The organism is Halorubrum kocurii JCM 14978, assembly GCF_000337355.1.
Lineage (GTDB): Archaea > Halobacteriota > Halobacteria > Halobacteriales > Haloferacaceae > Halorubrum > Halorubrum kocurii.
Genome location: NZ_AOJH01000065.1, coordinates 38,910 through 53,393, shown reverse-complemented (window position 1 = coordinate 53,393; position 14,484 = coordinate 38,910). Strand labels below are relative to the sequence as shown.

Genomic DNA, 14,484 nt, shown 5'->3' with positions numbered 1-14,484 from the left:
ATTCGAATGGTTTCGAGCTGTATGGTTTCGATCCGCGTCCGGCACGCGTCGTCCGAATCGGGGAGCGTCGTCGCCGCCGCGGTTAGTCGAGCAGGTGACACGCGGCGGGGTGGTCGCGCTCGGGAAGTGTGGGCTCCTCGCGCTCGCAGACGCTCGCGAACGTCTCCTCCAAGACGGCCGCCGCCTCGTCCCACTCGCCCGCGATCACCAGCCTGAGCGAGCGGTCGACGACCTCGCCGGCGCGCCCGTCCGGGAACCGGTCGAACTGGGCGTCGCGGACCGCCTCGACCGCGGCGGAGGAGACCGCGCCGACCTCGGACGGGTCGGCGGCGGCAGCGCCGCCGTCGGCCGCGACCTGGCCGGCCGATCCGTCGACGCCGTCGAGTACGGTCTCGACGTCGACCCCCTCCCGCTCGACGCGCTGCCGGTAGTCCATCACCTCGCGGTACGTCTCCTGCTCGATGTCGAGGTCGTCCGGCGGGATGACCGACGGACAGCGGGTCCGGAAGTGGCACCCCGAGGGCGGGTCGATCGGGGAGGGAACGTCGCCCTCGAGGATGACGCGGTCGTCAGTGTCGGCGGTCGGGTCCGGCTCGGGGATCGCGGAGAGCAGCGCCTTGGTGTACGGGTGTTGCGGGTCGGCGAACAGCTCGTCGGTGGCCGCGACCTCGACGATCTCGCCGAGGTACATGACGGCGACGCGGTCGGAGATGTGCCGCACCACCGACAGGTCGTGCGCGATGAACAGGTACGTCAGGTCGAACCGGTCCTGAAGGTCCTCCATCAGGTTGAGGATCTGCGCCTGGACGCTCACGTCGAGCGCGGAGACCGGCTCGTCGGCGACGATGAACTCCGGATCGACCGCGAGCGCCCGGGCGATGCCGACCCGCTGGCGCTGCCCGCCCGACAGCTCGTGCGGGTACCGCTCGTACTGGCCCGCCTCGAGCCCGACCGCCTCCAGCAGCTGGCGGACGCGACGCCGTCGCCGGAGCCTGTCGGTGTCACCGGCCGAGACCGTCACCGAGACGCGTTCCACGTCGCCGGCGTCGGTGCGCTCGACGGTCCCCTCGACGCCGAGGTGCTCGCGCACGTCGACGTCGACCTCGCCGTCCGCGACCGTCACGGCCACGTGGGCGGTCGCCACCCCGTTCCCGGAGCCGACGACGGCGTCGATCTCGTCGTCGACCGTCACGTCGACCCGGTCGCGAGCGATCCCCGAGACGGTCACCTCGGCCTCGGCCGCCACGCCCGGGTCGCTCTCGGGCAGGCCGTGGATCGACAGGGGCTCGCGGATCGTCTGGCCGACCGTCTGGCGCGGGTCGAGCGAGGAGAGCGGGTCCTGGAAGATCATCTGGAGGTTCTTCCGCTGCTCCCGCAGCCCCGACCCGTCGAGGTCGGTGAGGTCGGTCCCGGCGAACACCACCCGACCGTCGGTCGGCTCGGTGAGGTGCAACAGCGCCCGCCCGGCGGTCGACTTCCCGCAGCCGGACTCCCCGACGAGCCCGAGCGTCTCGCCGCGGTTGATCGTGAAGTCGATCCCGTCGACCGCCTTCACGCTGCGGTCGTCGGCGCCGAGGACCCGGTCGAGCACGCCGTCGGCCTGCTCGTAGTACTTCCGGAGCCCGTCGATCTCGACGAGGGGCTCGCCGATCGAGCGGTTGCGACCGGGAGCGATCGTGTCGTCGCCGTACTCGTCTTTGTCGAACGACTCCATGATGCATTTCGAGCGGTGGTCGACCTCCTCGGCGCCGTGCTGGAGGTACGGGATCTCGCCGCTCGTACACTCCTCGGTCGCCCACGGACACCGCGGGGCGAAGTGGCACCCGTTCGGCATGTCGATGAGGTCGGGGACGTTCCCCTCGATCGGCGTGAGCCGCTCCTTCTCCTCGGTCGGGAGCGACTCCAGGAGGGTGTACGTGTACGGGTGCGAGGGGTTCCCGAAGATCTCCTCGACGGGGCCCTCCTCGACGATCTCGCCGGCGTACATCACGGCGACGCGGTCGCACGTCTCGGCCACGACGCCGAGGTCGTGAGTGATCATCAGCACCGACATCCCCAGATCGGTCTGGAGGTCGTCGATCAGGTCGAGGATCTGCGCCTGAATGGTCACGTCCAGCGCGGTCGTCGGCTCGTCGGCCACGAGGAGGCCCGGCTGACAGGCCAACGCGATCGCGATGAGCACCCGCTGGCGCATCCCGCCGGAGAACTCGTGGGGGTACTCGTCGACCCGGGCTCCGGGCTCCGGGATACCGACCTCCTCGAGCACCTCGATCGTCTCCTGCCGGACCGCCTCGTCCACGTCGCGGCTGATCTTCGGGATGATCTCGCGCACGGCGTTGAACCACGAGTCCTTGCGGCGCCCACCGTACTGGTGGAGCCTGAGGCTCTCGGCGACCTGCTCGCCGACCGTCACCGAGGGGTTCAGCGACGTCATCGGGTCCTGGAAGATCATGCTCACCTCTCGGCCCCGGACGAACCGGAGCGCCTCCTCGGGCGCGGCGGTGAGGTCGATGGTGTCGCCGTCGATGAACCCGGCAGTGTCGTACCGGTCGCGGAGCTCGTCGGCGACGCGGGCGTCGGTCAGCTCGACGGTCCCGCCGACGACCTCGCCGGGGTCGTCGACGAGCCCCATCGTCGACAGCGCCGTGACGCTTTTCCCCGAGCCCGACTCGCCGACGAGGCCGACGGTCTCGCCGTCGTGGATCTCGAGGTCGATCCCGTCGACCGCCTTCACCTGTCCCCGCTCCGTCGAGAACTGGGTTCGGAGGTCCGAGAGCGAAAGTAGAGGAGGCATGGGGCGAGTTTCCGACCCTCTATGGATATACTTTTGCCTTCAGTCGTCGCCGGACGTCGCGGCGAGTCCGGTCGGCGAGCGGGGCCGCAGCGCGCTCGCCCCGCGGCCGCAATGCACTCGCTCCGCAGCCGGCAGCGGACAGGAGGGAACCTTTACCCGCCGTCGACCGCCTACGCCGTGCATGGACGTGGAAGACCATCCGCTCGCCGACGACAACGACACGTGGACCACGGTCATCGAGGAGTGCCGTGCCACCGCCGAAGAGTACCGAGAGCGGGGGTGGACGGCGTTCGCACCGGTCCCCGGCGACGTGGTGCCGGTCCCCGCGCCGGGCGACTCGGTCGACGAGAAGGTCGGCCTCGACGTGCTGCTGTCGGGCGAGGAGTTCGACCGGCTCGCGGAACTGGTCGAGGTGGACGAGTTCGACGAGTTCGAGGCGTTCCGCGCCCACGAGAACGGGATCGTCTACCTCACGCTGGTGTTCCGGGCGACGGCGAGCGAGACCGCGCTCTGCCTCCCGCTGTACTACCGGGTCGCCGAGGCGGACCGCATGCTCGGTCGCGTCAGGGCCGGCGACGCGATGACGACCTACTGTCACGCGCTCTCCGGAGACGAGCGGATCGAGTTCGACCACGAAGACCCGACCCCGCTGTTCCCGCCGCAGGACACCGAGGACGCCTGACCGGCGCGGTAGCGGTCCTACCGCTCCCTGACGACGACGAACTCCGCGAGGTCCCGGAGGTACTCGATCGCCTCCGTGTCGGGCGGGTCGGCGTCGTCGAGCGCCGCCAGCGCGAGTTCGGACTGCTCGCGGGCGCGCTCGTCGATCTCCTCGGGCGAGAGCGACGTGACCTGCAGGACCGAAGGACGGTCCATCTCGGCGTCCTGCCCGGTCGGCTTGCCCAGGTCGTCGGCGTCGGCGGTCGCGTCGAGCACGTCGTCGCGCATCTGGAAGGCGACGCCGACGCGCTCGGCGTACTCGCCGAACGAGTCGACCGCGTGGGGCTCGGCGCCGCCGGCGATCGCGCCAAGCTCGGCGGCCGCACGGAACAGCGCGCCCGTCTTGCGGCGGGCGAGATCCATGTACTCGGCCTCGGTGGTGGGTCGAGCGGCCAGCTCGATGGCCTCGCCCTCGCCGAGTTCCACCATCGCCTCGGCGACGGTCCGCATCGCGCGCGCGTCGGTGGAGAAGAGCGCGAACGCCTCGCCGAGGAGCCCGTCGCTGGCGACGATCGCGGGCCCGTAGCCGTACTCGGCCCACGCCGACGGCGTGCCGCGTCGCACCTCGGAGCGGTCGATGATGTCGTCGATCACGAGCGACGCGTTGTGGACGAACTCGATCCCGGCCGCGAAGTCGACGGCCGCGTCGGGGTCGCCGTCGAACGCCTCGCAGGCGAGGATCGTCACGGCGGGACGGACCCGTTTGCCGCCGGCGAGGACGACGTGGCCGACCTCTGCGGACAGCTCGTCGGGTTCGACCTCGTCGATGACGGCCTTCAGCCGGTCCTCGACCAGCGCGACCCGGCGCTCCAGGTACTCCATCTATCTTCCGGAGGGGCCGGGTGCGCAAAGGCCTAACGGAACGGCGGCCGCGGACGCCTACGTGAAGCGGATCCCGAGGTCGTTGAGCCCGTCGTTGTGGTGGGCGACGTTTATAAGGAGCGGCGTGAGCGCCTCGATCTCCGGCGCGTTGGCGATGCCGCCGGCGTCGAGGGCGCGCAGCCCCTCGATCCCCTCGGCGAGGTCCGCGACCGTCCGCTTGGCGTCCTCGTCGTCGCCGATCACGAGCGTGTCGATCCCGAGGTCGGCGTCGAGGTTCGCGAGCCGCGCGGCCGCGAGGTTGTGGAACGCCCCGACGACGGCGACGCCATCGGGCGCGGCGTCCGCGACGATCCGCGTCACCGAGCCCGCGCCGGGCTTGTGGTAGTGGAACCCCTCCTCGTCGCGTTTCATGCCGGTCGCGGGCGAGACGAGCACGTCGTCGGGGTCGAGCGCGTCGGCGATCGCCTCGACGGTGTCGCCGACGTGATACGGCGGGACCGCGAGCACGACGACCCGGGCCGCGGCGGCGGCGACCTCGTTCTCGGCGCCGGCCACCCCCGCGTCGAGGCCGCGGCTGTCGAGTTCCGTCGTGTACTCCTCGGCCTTGGTCTCCGCCTTCTCCGCGTCGCGCGAGCCGATCGTAATCTCGTGACGGGTGTCGGAAGCGAGCCGAAGCGCGAGCCCCTGTCCGATGTCTCCCGTGCCGCCGAGTATCGCGATTTTCATACGCGTACTGCGGTCGCTCGCGTCTTAGGGGTTGCGCGACCGGCGGTCCTCGCCACCGTTCGGTCCGGGCGTCGGTTCAAGTGCGTCGACCGCCTACCGGGGTCATGACCGACACGCCTGGACTCGCGCTCCGCTACGCCGCCTGCGACGCCTGCGAGACGGTGTTCGCGCTCCCCGACGACCCCGCGGAGCCGGACGTCTGCGGGCGGTGCGGCGCCCGCCCGCTCCGCGATCTCACTGGGCTACGGGGGCCGGACGGGTACTTCGCGCCCTGACTCCGGGCGGCGGGCAGCAGACTGTCGGCTGTCCAGTCAGGCCGATCCGGTCGGGGTGACTCGGTCAGCGCAGGTCGTCCATCTCCAGTTCGCCGTCCGCGATCGCTTGCAGCTCCTCGTCGGAGAGCCGATCGATCACGAACGCCGGCATTCCCTCGGGGAGCCCGGCCGGAACTGAGCGGTCGCCGTCGGTCCCCGTTGCGACCGTCCCGCCGTCCGCTCCCGTCGCGACCGTCCCGCCGTCCGCTCCCGTCGCGACCGTCCCGCCGTCCGTGAGAGACGCACCGGTCGATCTGCCGTCGTCCCGGTCGCTCGCGGCCAACCGACGCACGGTCCGCTCCACCGTTTCCACCGCCTCTGACTGCCGCTCGCTCTCGGCGGCCAGCTCCTGCATTTTGTCGGTGATGCGGTTCGACTGATCGACCACCCCGTCGACCGTCGCGGCGATCTCCTCGGCGGCGGCGGCCTGTTCGTCGGTCACGTCCGAGACCTCGCCGATACCGTCCGCCGTCTCCGTCACCGCCTCGGCGATGGCAGTGAGGTTCTCCGTGGCGTCGGCGACGCGCTCGCTCCCCTCGTCGACGCGCTGGGTCGTCTCTGAAAGGCTCTCGACGGTGTCTTCGGTGTCGGTCTGGATCCCGCCCACCATCGACTCGATGTCGCTCGCGTGTTTTTGAGACTCCTCCGCGAGCGACTTGATCTCGTCGGCGACGACGCCGAACCCGGCGCCGGCGTCGCCCGCGCGCGCCGCCTCGATCGAGGCATTCAGCGCGAGCAGGTTCGTCTGGTCCGCGATCCCGTTGATCGCGTCGACGAACTCGTCGATCTCCTCGACGCGGCGCTGAAGCGCCTCGACGTCGTCGGCCACCTCGTCGACGGCGTCGCCGATGTCGTCCATGGCCGCCGCGGCGTCGTCGGCCGCCTCCCGCCCGTCGTCGGCCATCGCCTCCGCCCGGGCGCTCGTGCGCTCGACCTCGTCGGCGGTCGACGCCACCTCCTCGACCGTCGCCGAGAGGTTCGCCACCTCCGAGGAGATCTCGTTGACCCGCTGCGACTGCTCTTCCGACGCCTCGCCGACCGAGGCGGCGCTGTCGGCGACGTCAGCCGCCGACTCCCGGAGGTCGCCGATCGGCTCTCGAACCTCGTCTTCCACCTCCGCCATCAGGCGCTTGTTCCGCTCGACTTCCTCGGAGAGCTTCTCGCTGTACGAGTGGATGTACGTGTCCGTGACGACCTGCATATCGAGGTTGATGATCCGGAGGATGGAGAGGAGGTCCTCGATCGCGTCGTCGACCTCTTCTTCGACCGCCGCCTCGACCGCGTCACCGATTCCCTCACCAGCGCCCTCGTCGGCCAGCCGGTCCGTGAGCGAGTCGGTGAGCCGGTCGCCGATGATCGGAAGGATGAGGTCGTAGTACACGCCGTACTGGCCGAGGTAGTGTTTCATCGGCATCTCCAGCATGTCGTGGAGCTTCCCGATCCGCGCCCGGTCTTCGAAGTACTCCGGGCCGTAGTCGCCGTCCGCGAGCGTCACGAGGTACGCCGATTGGGTGCGCTTGAGCTGCTCGACGCCCTTTTCGGACCGACCGATCACCTCGGCGGTCTGCTCGTGGCCGGTGAGGTTCTCGTAGAAGTCCTCCGCGATCCGGTCCGCGTTCTCCGCGAACGCGTCCTCGTACCGACTCAGCCGCCGCTCGTCTTCCTCGTCGAATCCGACGAACTCCTTTCGCCACCGGATCTCTTCGGCGTCCAGGCCGATCGCCTCGACCAGCGCCGCGACGTCGAGTCCGTCGTTCAATCCGCCCTGCCCGAAGTCCTCGCGGCCGTATTCACCGGTCATCGCCATGTGGCGGCCTCCTCTTTGGGATCATATAAGGGCTGAGCCCCGTCTCTCACGGGTGATAGCGGCCGGGCGTCGGTCGCGCGCCTCCTCAAGCGAAACCGACCGCTCCGATCAGGCCGCGCGTTCGATCGCCGACTCCAGCGTCGCGCGGTCCTGCGCGCCCGTGAACCGGTCGACGGCCTCGCCGTCGACGTACAGGAGGAGGGTAGGGATGCTTCGAGCGCCGAGCTGTTGGGCGATGCCCTGGTTGGCGTCCACGTCGACCTTCGCCACGGCGGCGTCGGTGTCGCTCGCGAGCGCCTCGATCGTCGGCTCCATCATCTGACACGGCCCGCACCAGTCGGCGTAACAGTCGACCAGCACCACGTCGTGCTCGTCGACGACGCGCCGGAACTCCTCGGGTCCGGCGACCTCGATCGGCTCGTCCGGCGTCGGCGTCGCCGGGTCCTCGCCCGCCGGATCCTCCGACCCGCCGCCGATCTCGCCCTCGCGTTCCAGTTCCTCCCGCAGCTCCCGCAGCTTGCGCTCGCGGATGCGTTCGCGCTCGCTCGTGGCCGAATCGGTCCCGTCGGTCGCGTCCGCGGTGTCGCTCATGCTTCAGTATTGGGTGTTCAAAACAATATACCTTCCGGCGGCGGCATCGGGGGGCTCTCGAGCCGGGCCGTCGCGAGGCGCGCGCGGTCAGCACACGTCGCCGAGCCCCGCGGCCGCGAGGTCGACGTGGTCGGCGACGAGGTCGGCGGCGCGGTCGTAGGGCGACCGGTCGGCGGCGCCCGCGTCCGCGGCCGACTCCGACCCTCCCGCGGGTCTCGGCGTGTCGGCCGCCGCGAAGACGGTCGCCGCGAAGGCGTNGTCTCGAAGAGGCCGTGGAGGTACGTCCCCAGCGCCCGGTCGGTCGCCGCGCTCTCCGGCCCCAGCGGTCGGGCGACGTCCGCGGTCGGCGACGACCGGCCCATGTGGATCTCGTAGCCGGCCGCGGTCCCGGTCGCCCCCGCCAGCGGGCCGGTCCCGTCGACCGTCCGCGTCACGCGCTCGACGCGCTTGTCGGGCGAGAAATGCGTCTCGACCGGGAGCACGCCGACGCCCTCGACGGTCGATTCCGAGCCGGTCCCCTCGACGTCGGCGCCCGTGATCCGCTCGCCGAGGATCTGGTAGCCGCCGCAGACCCCGACGACCGGGCCCTCGAAGCGGCGGAGCGCCTCGTCGAGGCCCGCCTCGCGCAGCGCGAGCAGATCGTCGACCGTGTTCTTCGAGCCGGGGAGGACGACCGCGTCGGCGTCGGCGAGCGGGGCGTCGACGGCGGCGTCGAGCGAGACGTACGCGACCCGAACGCCCGGCTCGCGCGCGAGCGGCGCTAAGTCGGTGAAGTTCGAGATGCGCGGGAGCCGCGGGACCGCGATCCGGACCGACTCCTCGTCGGGGACGCCGTCGTCGGCGCCGAGAGTTCCGAGAACGCCCTCGCCGCCGCCGGAGTCCCCGGCGTCCGGCAGCGAGAGGCTGTCTTCCGCCGGGAGGCCCGGGTCGTCGTGCGGGACGACGCCGACGATCGGGACCCCGGTCCGCTCCTCGATCTCGTCGATGCCGGGCTCGAGCAGGGAGGGATCGCCCCGGAACTTCGTGATCACCGCGCCGGCGACGCGCTCGCGAACGTCGTCGGGGAGGAGCTCGAGGGTGCCGTAGAGGCTCGCGAAGGCGCCGCCGCGCTCGATGTCGACCGCGATCAGGATCCGCGCGTCGGCGAAGCGGGCGCACTCGACGTTCGCGAGGTCGCGGTCGTGGAGGTTGATCTCGGCGATGCTCCCCGCCCCCTCCGCGACGACCACGTCGTGGTCGGCCGCCAGCCGGCAGTGGGCCGCGACCGCCGCGTCCCGCGCCGTGTGCCAGTGGTCCTCGTAGTACCCACCGGCCGCGACGTGGTCGATCGCCTCGCCGTCGATCACCAGCTGGCTCTCCCCGTCGCCGCGGGGCTTGAGCAGGACGGGGTTCATGTCGGTCGTCGCCGGGACGCGGGCGGCCCGCGCCTGCACGTGCTGGGAGACGCCGAGCTCGCCCCACGCGCCGTCGGGCGTGAGCGCGACGCGGGCGTTGTTGCTCATATTCTGCGCCTTGAACGGCGCGACCGAGACGCCCCGGCGGGCGAGGAGCCGACAGAGCCCGGCCGCGAGCGTGCTCTTGCCGGCGTGGCTCGCGGTCCCGGCGATCAGGACGGTTCGGGTCACGGGCGGGATCGTCGGATCATCCGCTCAGTACTCCGTCCCTCGCCGGGCGCGGTGGCCCGCGTCGAACGGGTGCGCCACCTTCCGGACGTTCGTGATCAGGTCGGCCACGCCGTCGAGGTACGCGGGCTCGACGTGGCTCCCGGTGAGGACGAGTTCGAGGCGCTCGGGCTTCGACTCGGCGAGCGCGACGACGTCGTCGGGGTCGACGAGCCCGCGGTCGGCCGCGTACAGCACCTCGTCTAAGATCAGCATGTGGACGCCCTCGTCGGGGCCGCCGTCGAGCGGGAGCGGTTCGATCAGGTCGGCCTCGGCGGCGCCCGCGACGAGCGACTCGGCGCGCTCGAACGCCGCGCCCGCCTTCGCCTCGTGCTCGTCGTCCGCGGAGCCGTCGAGGAGCCCGTGCCAGCCGTAGTGGCCGGCGTTCTCGTAGGAGAAGCCGGGCATGGCCGCGATCGCGTTGTACTCGCCCCTGACGCCCTCGACGCTGTCGGCGCCGCCCTTCATGAACTGGAGCATGTGGACGCGGTAGCCGTGGCCGGCGGCGCGAAAGCCCATTCCCATCGCGGCCGTCGTCTTCCCCTTGCCGTCGCCCCACCAGGCCTGCACGAGCCCGAACTCCTCGGGCGCGGCGGGTTCGATCGGCTCCGGCTCGGGGGCCGCGCCGCCGCCGGGCGTCCGGGCCGCGGGGTCCTCGTCGATCGATCTGTCCGTGTCGGTGTCGTCGCCGTCGGTGTCGCTGTTAGATGCTGTCATGGTTCGAAGACCTCCGCCCGGTCGTCGGCGACGACGCCGTGTTCGGCGTCGGCCGCCGGGCCGGGCGTGTCGCCGTCCGGGTACCGCGACCGCAGGCCCGCGCGGACCGCGTCCCGGACGCAGACGCGGGCCGCCGCGCCGACCGGAGTGGCGCTGCCCGAGAACGCGGCCGGCTCCCCGGTCGGGTCGTCGCCGACGACCACGGCGTCGCTCGTCGTGCCCGGGACGCCCGCCGTCGCGAGCAGCGTCGCCGCCTTCGCCTCCGCCGCGACCGCGACGAGGTTCGCCGCCGCGCCGTCCGCGAGCCGCCGGGTCGTGCCGACGACCAGGTTGACCGTGCCGGGGCGCGGCGGGTCGTCGGTCGCCGCTCCGGCCCCGGAGTCGGGCTCGGGAGCGCCGCCGGCCGCCCCCGCCGGGTCCATCGGGAGCATCGCCGGGTTCGACAGGCCGACCGTCGCGTACGCGACGACCGGCCCGAAGCGGGCGCCGCGGGCGTGGTCCATCGAGACGCCGGTGAAGAGGGTCGGCGGGGCGCCGTCGCGTCCGGCGCCGCCCTCGCTTTTAAACGCCGCCCGAGACAGCCGCTCGTCGCGGTACGCGCCGAGGTCGGTCCGGTCGAACCCCTCTGGCACCGAGACGTTGTAGGCGGCGTCGGCCCGGGAACGTCCCCCGTTCCAGCCGGTCGAGAGCCAGCGCGTCTCGGGGCGGCGCAGTCGGAGCACGCCCTCGCGCACCGCGGCGTCAAACATCGTCGTCCCCCGCGTCGGTCGCCTCCGCGTCGGTCCCCGCGCCGTCCCTCGCGCCCAGCGCCGCGAGCAGCCGGTCGTTCTCGGCGGGCCGGCGCACCGCGACCCGGACGTGCGAGTCGAGGCCGCGGAAGGTGGTCGCGTCCCGGACCGCGACGCCGCGATCGCGGGCGTCCGCGACGACGCGCTCGACGGACCGCCCGCCCTCCGCACCTCCCACGTCGAGCAGCAGGAACGGGGCCTCGGAGGGGACCACGTCGTAGCGCTCCGCGAGCGCCGCGGCCAGCCGCGACCGCTCCGCGCGGACGCGCTCGCGGGTCTCGTTTATAAACTCCTGCTGGCCCATACAGTGCGCGCCGGTCGCGAGCGCCGGGACGCTCACGTTCCACGGTCGCCGGGCGCGCTCCACCGCCGCGCCGAGCTCGCCCGTCGCGACCGCGAACCCCGTCCGGATCCCGGGGAGCCCGAACAGCTTCGTCAGCGACCGGGCGACGACGACGCCCTCGGTCCCCGCGAGCGAGGGGCGGTCGGTGAACCCGCGGAACGCCTCGTCGACGAGCAGGGGCGTGTCGGCCGCGCGGCACCGCGCCGCGAACCGCTCCAGCTCCGCCCGCTCGTAGTCGGTCCCCGTGGGGTTGTTCGGGGCGCAGACGACCGCGAGCGCGTGGTCCGCCGGGTCGGCGTCGAGGACCGCGTCGGCCGCGACGAAGGTCGGGTCGCCGCCCTGCAGGCGGACCTCGCGGGCGTACTCGGCGAAGCTCGGCGCCGGGAGCAGGGCGGTGTCGCCCGGGTCGACCGCGAGAGCGATCGTCGCCCGAATGGCGGCGAGCCCCCCCGGCGTCGGCACGACCGCCTCCGGGTCGCAGTCGACGTAGTCGGCGGCGGCCTCGCGGAACCCCGCGGGGGGTTCCGCCGGGTACGACCGGGCGGCCGCGAAGGCGTCGCGGTACGCCTCCTCGACGCCGGGCGGGACCTCGGGGTTGGTGTTCGCCGAGAAGTCCAGCAGGTCTGGGTCGTCGCTGCTGCCGTGCGGTTCGCGGTCGAGGCCGAGGGCGCTGTCGAGGTTCATCGGTCGGTGTGGTGGTCGGTGTCGCGTTCCAGCAGTCGCTCTGCGGTCCGCACGTCAGACGGGTAGTTGACGTTGACGGCGATCCGAGCGTCGTCGGTGAGGTGGACCGCGCCGGCGTCGTCCCGTTCGGTTTCACTGCTCGTGCCGACGACGTTGATCCCGGCCGGAACGACCTCGCGGCCGCCGATCTCGGTCGTCGCGTCCGCGCTGACGCCCAGTTCGCGCTTGCGGGCCGCCGGCACGCAGACGGTGAGCGAGTCGCGGTCGGCGGCGCGGGCCGCGTCGAGGACCGCGTTCACCACCGCGCCGTTTAAAAGCGGGAGGTCGGCGGCGACGGTCAGGAGGGGGGCTCCGTCGGCGCCGACCGCGTCCGTCGCGAACTGCAGGTCGGCGACGTAGCCGTCGCCGGGCGCGTCGACGACCGACAGCGACGGGGAGTCGCTCGCCCGCTCGGCGAGGCGCTCCCGCGTCCGGGTCGCGTGCGGGGAGACGACCGCGTGAGTCGCCTCGACCCGGCTCTCGGCGAGCGCGTCCAGCACGCGGTCGACCATCGGCCGCCCCGCGACCGGCCGGAGCGGCTTCTCCGTCTCACCGCCGAGGCGGGTGCCACGACCGCCGCACATCAGAAGCGCGTCCACGCGATCACCCCCGCGTGCAGCGCGGCGACCCGCGCGAGCTCGTTCGTCGCGCCGAGGGCGTCGCCCGAGATCCCTCCGAGCCGTCGCCGGGCCCACCGCGCGACCAGCGCCGCCGTCGCCAGCGCGGCGAGGAGCGCGGTGAGCCCCGGTAGGAGCCGCGGCCACGCGAGCGGCGCGGCGGGCGCCGCCAGCGCGAGGACCGGAAGGGTCGCTCCGGCGGACGACTCGCCGGTCAGCACGGAGCCGAGCCCCTCGTGGGGCGCGTCGCCGACGCAGACGAGCGTCGCGGTCGCGGCCTTCGCGCCGACCTCCGCGGCGACGACGATGCCGAGCGCGGCGAGGGGGGCGCCACTGCCCCCCGCGGCCGCTGCGATCTCGATCAGCGCGAGCGCGGCGGTCGCCAGTCCGAGGACGACCAGCGCGAGCGCGACCGTCCCGCCGACGCCGAGCGCGGAGTCCTTCAGCGCCCGCCGGCGCTCCTCGCGGTCCCCGTGAACGACCGCCGCGTCGCCGAGGTCGGCCACGCCGTCGAGGTGGCCGATCCCGGTGACGACGTAGACGGCGAGGACGAACGCCAGCGCGACCGTGGGGGCGGGGGCCGACGCGGGGGGCGAGGCGAGCAGCAGCGGGACAGCGAGGAGCCCGCCGACGAGGTAGCCGACCACCGGGAACGTCCACGGCGACCGCGAAAACGCCTCCCACGCCGCCTCGTCGCGGCCGACCGGGACCCGGGTGAGAAAGCCGAGCGCCCCCCGGAGCGCGGTCAGAACCATCCGACCACCCCCGCGGCGGGCAGGGGCCATCCCGCCGACAGCCCTCTCGCCGTCAGCCACCCCACCGCCGCCAGCCACCCCACCGCCGCCAGCCACCCGGCCGCGAGCGCGACGGCGACCCCGCCGGCGACGCCGACGAGTCGGACCGCCCGCTCGGCGTCGGCGACGCCGGGCGGGACCGCGTCCGGGTTGAGGACGTAGTGCCCGGGCTTTTCGAGCCGAGCGTCGAGCGCGGCCGCCGCGGTCGCCATCGGCCACCCGGAGTTCGGCGACGCCGGCTCGCCGGCCCACGAAGCGCCGCGACGAAGCGCGTCGATAGACCCGGCCGCGACCGCGAGGCAGGCCGCGGTCGCGCGCGCCGGGAGGAACATGACGGCGTCGTCGAGCCGAGCGCTCGCCCAGCCGACCGGCTTCGAGCGGTAGCCGAGCATCGAGTCGAGCGTGTTGACGGCCTTGACCCAGACCGCGCCGGCGACCCCCGCGGCGAGCGGGAGAGCGGCACCGGAACCGCCGCCGGCGAGCCCTCCAGTCGCGCCGACCGCGAGCCCGGTCGTCGTCCCCAGCGCGAGCCCGATCGCCGACCCCAGGGCGAACCCGCAGAGCGGTGCGACGAAGCCGTCTGCGAGGTTCTCGGCCGCGCTCTCGACGGCCGCGCTCCGGAGGTCTGCCGGCGAGAGGGCGGTCGCGTCTCGGCCCGCGAGCGCGCGGACCGACTGCCGAGCCGCGTCCGGGTCGGCCTCGGTCAGCGCGACGACCTCGGCGGTCGTCGCCAGCAGCATCCGGAGGCTGACGGTCGTGAAGAGGACGGCGCCGGCGGCGGCGACGGGAAGGAAGGGACCGGCCAAAGCCGCGAGCACGACGACCCCGCCCGCGACCGCCGCGGCGGCGATCGGGAGCCCCACCGCGACCGCGACGCCGACGAGCCGTGGGCGCGACCACGACCGGTCGAACCGCCCGACGACCGACCCGAACACGGCGACGGGGTGGACCCGGGCCGGCGGCTCCGCGACCGCGAGGTCGAGCGCGACGGCGAGCGCCAGCGCGGCGAGGGGGGCGAGCGCGGGGCGGAAGGCGGACGCGGGGCCGAGAAGCGAGGCGGTCGCCAT

At 73.1% G+C, this 14,484-nt stretch carries 13 protein-coding genes and 1 pseudogene; 2 read left to right on the top strand and 12 right to left on the bottom strand.

Translation table 11 applies throughout. The annotated features are described in order from the left end of the window. Positions 1-82 precede the first annotated feature (82 nt). Positions 83-2,794 (bottom strand): ABC transporter ATP-binding protein, encoded by a 2,712-nt coding sequence (locus C468_RS10290; protein ID WP_008848819.1) that lies wholly within the window; start codon positions 2,792-2,794, stop codon positions 83-85. Positions 2,795-2,975: 181 nt separating this feature from the next. On the opposite strand from C468_RS10290, the gene C468_RS10285 reads away from it, so the two are divergent. Continuing rightward, positions 2,976-3,476, top strand: a complete 501-nt coding sequence (locus C468_RS10285; protein ID WP_008848818.1) for a DUF7529 family protein — start codon at positions 2,976-2,978, stop codon at positions 3,474-3,476. A gap of 17 nt (positions 3,477-3,493) precedes the next feature. On the opposite strand, the gene C468_RS10280 is transcribed toward C468_RS10285, so the two are convergent. Next, positions 3,494-4,336: a polyprenyl synthetase family protein gene (locus C468_RS10280; protein WP_008848817.1), complete on the bottom strand. Its 843-nt coding sequence runs from the start codon at positions 4,334-4,336 to the stop codon at positions 3,494-3,496. 57 nt (positions 4,337-4,393) lie between these two features. Further along, positions 4,394-5,062 (bottom strand): NADPH-dependent F420 reductase, encoded by a 669-nt coding sequence (gene npdG, locus C468_RS10275; protein ID WP_008848816.1) that lies wholly within the window; start codon positions 5,060-5,062, stop codon positions 4,394-4,396. A gap of 104 nt (positions 5,063-5,166) precedes the next feature. On the opposite strand from npdG, the gene C468_RS18630 reads away from it, so the two are divergent. Further along, complete coding sequence (locus tag C468_RS18630) at positions 5,167-5,337, top strand: hypothetical protein (RefSeq protein ID WP_169330905.1); 171 nt, start codon at positions 5,167-5,169, stop codon at positions 5,335-5,337. 64 nt (positions 5,338-5,401) lie between these two features. On the opposite strand, the gene C468_RS10270 is transcribed toward C468_RS18630, so the two are convergent. The 9 genes and pseudogenes from C468_RS10270 to C468_RS10230 form a co-directional block, all read right to left on the bottom strand. Then, complete coding sequence (locus tag C468_RS10270; protein WP_008848815.1) at positions 5,402-7,183, bottom strand: globin-coupled sensor protein; 1,782 nt, start codon at positions 7,181-7,183, stop codon at positions 5,402-5,404. Positions 7,184-7,291: 108 nt separating this feature from the next. Next, positions 7,292-7,774 (bottom strand): thioredoxin, encoded by a 483-nt coding sequence (trxA, locus tag C468_RS10265; RefSeq protein ID WP_008848814.1) that lies wholly within the window; start codon positions 7,772-7,774, stop codon positions 7,292-7,294. Positions 7,775-7,861: 87 nt separating this feature from the next. Further along, a pseudogene (locus C468_RS10260) lies at positions 7,862-9,399 on the bottom strand (cobyric acid synthase). 24 nt (positions 9,400-9,423) lie between these two features. After that, a complete protein-coding gene (locus tag C468_RS10255; protein ID WP_008848812.1) occupies positions 9,424-10,152 on the bottom strand; it encodes a cob(I)yrinic acid a,c-diamide adenosyltransferase in 729 nt (242 codons plus the stop codon). After that, on the bottom strand, positions 10,149-10,901 hold the full coding sequence (locus C468_RS10250; RefSeq protein ID WP_008848811.1) for an adenosylcobinamide amidohydrolase: 753 nt from the start codon (positions 10,899-10,901) through the stop codon (positions 10,149-10,151). Before C468_RS10250 ends, C468_RS10255 begins: the two co-directional genes overlap by 4 nt. Beyond that, on the bottom strand, positions 10,894-11,967 hold the full coding sequence (locus tag C468_RS10245) for a pyridoxal phosphate-dependent aminotransferase (RefSeq protein ID WP_008848810.1): 1,074 nt from the start codon (positions 11,965-11,967) through the stop codon (positions 10,894-10,896). Before C468_RS10245 ends, C468_RS10250 begins: the two co-directional genes overlap by 8 nt. Further along, on the bottom strand, positions 11,964-12,590 hold the full coding sequence (locus tag C468_RS10240; protein WP_049912176.1) for a GTP--adenosylcobinamide-phosphate guanylyltransferase: 627 nt from the start codon (positions 12,588-12,590) through the stop codon (positions 11,964-11,966). Before C468_RS10240 ends, C468_RS10245 begins: the two co-directional genes overlap by 4 nt. Then, positions 12,590-13,378 carry an adenosylcobinamide-GDP ribazoletransferase gene (gene cobS / locus C468_RS10235; protein WP_008848808.1) on the bottom strand — a complete coding sequence of 263 codons (789 nt, stop codon included), beginning with the start codon at positions 13,376-13,378 and terminating at the stop codon, positions 12,590-12,592. The genes C468_RS10240 and cobS overlap by 1 nt, the downstream gene beginning before the upstream one ends. After that, on the bottom strand, positions 13,369-14,484 hold the full coding sequence (locus C468_RS10230) for a CobD/CbiB family cobalamin biosynthesis protein (protein ID WP_080510629.1): 1,116 nt from the start codon (positions 14,482-14,484) through the stop codon (positions 13,369-13,371). The genes cobS and C468_RS10230 overlap by 10 nt, the downstream gene beginning before the upstream one ends.

Bases quoted from the DNA above. Each gene is read 5' to 3' on its own strand.
- C468_RS10250 (WP_008848811.1), bottom strand. From the start codon at position 10,901: ATGTTTGACGCCGCGGTGCGCGAGGGCGTGCTCCGACTGCGCCGCCCC.
- trxA (WP_008848814.1), bottom strand. From the start codon at position 7,774: ATGAGCGACACCGCGGACGCGACCGACGGGACCGATTCGGCCACGAGC.
- cobS (WP_008848808.1), bottom strand. From the start codon at position 13,378: ATGGTTCTGACCGCGCTCCGGGGGGCGCTCGGCTTTCTCACCCGGGTC.
- C468_RS18630 (WP_169330905.1), top strand. From the start codon at position 5,167: ATGACCGACACGCCTGGACTCGCGCTCCGCTACGCCGCCTGCGACGCC.
- C468_RS10290 (WP_008848819.1), bottom strand. From the start codon at position 2,794: ATGCCTCCTCTACTTTCGCTCTCGGACCTCCGAACCCAGTTCTCGACG.
- C468_RS10255 (WP_008848812.1), bottom strand. From the start codon at position 10,152: ATGACAGCATCTAACAGCGACACCGACGGCGACGACACCGACACGGAC.
- C468_RS10240 (WP_049912176.1), bottom strand. From the start codon at position 12,590: ATGTGCGGCGGTCGTGGCACCCGCCTCGGCGGTGAGACGGAGAAGCCG.
- C468_RS10245 (WP_008848810.1), bottom strand. From the start codon at position 11,967: ATGAACCTCGACAGCGCCCTCGGCCTCGACCGCGAACCGCACGGCAGC.
- C468_RS10280 (WP_008848817.1), bottom strand. From the start codon at position 4,336: ATGGAGTACCTGGAGCGCCGGGTCGCGCTGGTCGAGGACCGGCTGAAG.
- npdG (WP_008848816.1), bottom strand. From the start codon at position 5,062: ATGAAAATCGCGATACTCGGCGGCACGGGAGACATCGGACAGGGGCTC.
- C468_RS10285 (WP_008848818.1), top strand. From the start codon at position 2,976: ATGGACGTGGAAGACCATCCGCTCGCCGACGACAACGACACGTGGACC.
- C468_RS10230 (WP_080510629.1), bottom strand. From the start codon at position 14,484: ATGGCGACCGCCTCGCTTCTCGGCCCCGCGTCCGCCTTCCGCCCCGCG.
- C468_RS10270 (WP_008848815.1), bottom strand. From the start codon at position 7,183: ATGGCGATGACCGGTGAATACGGCCGCGAGGACTTCGGGCAGGGCGGA.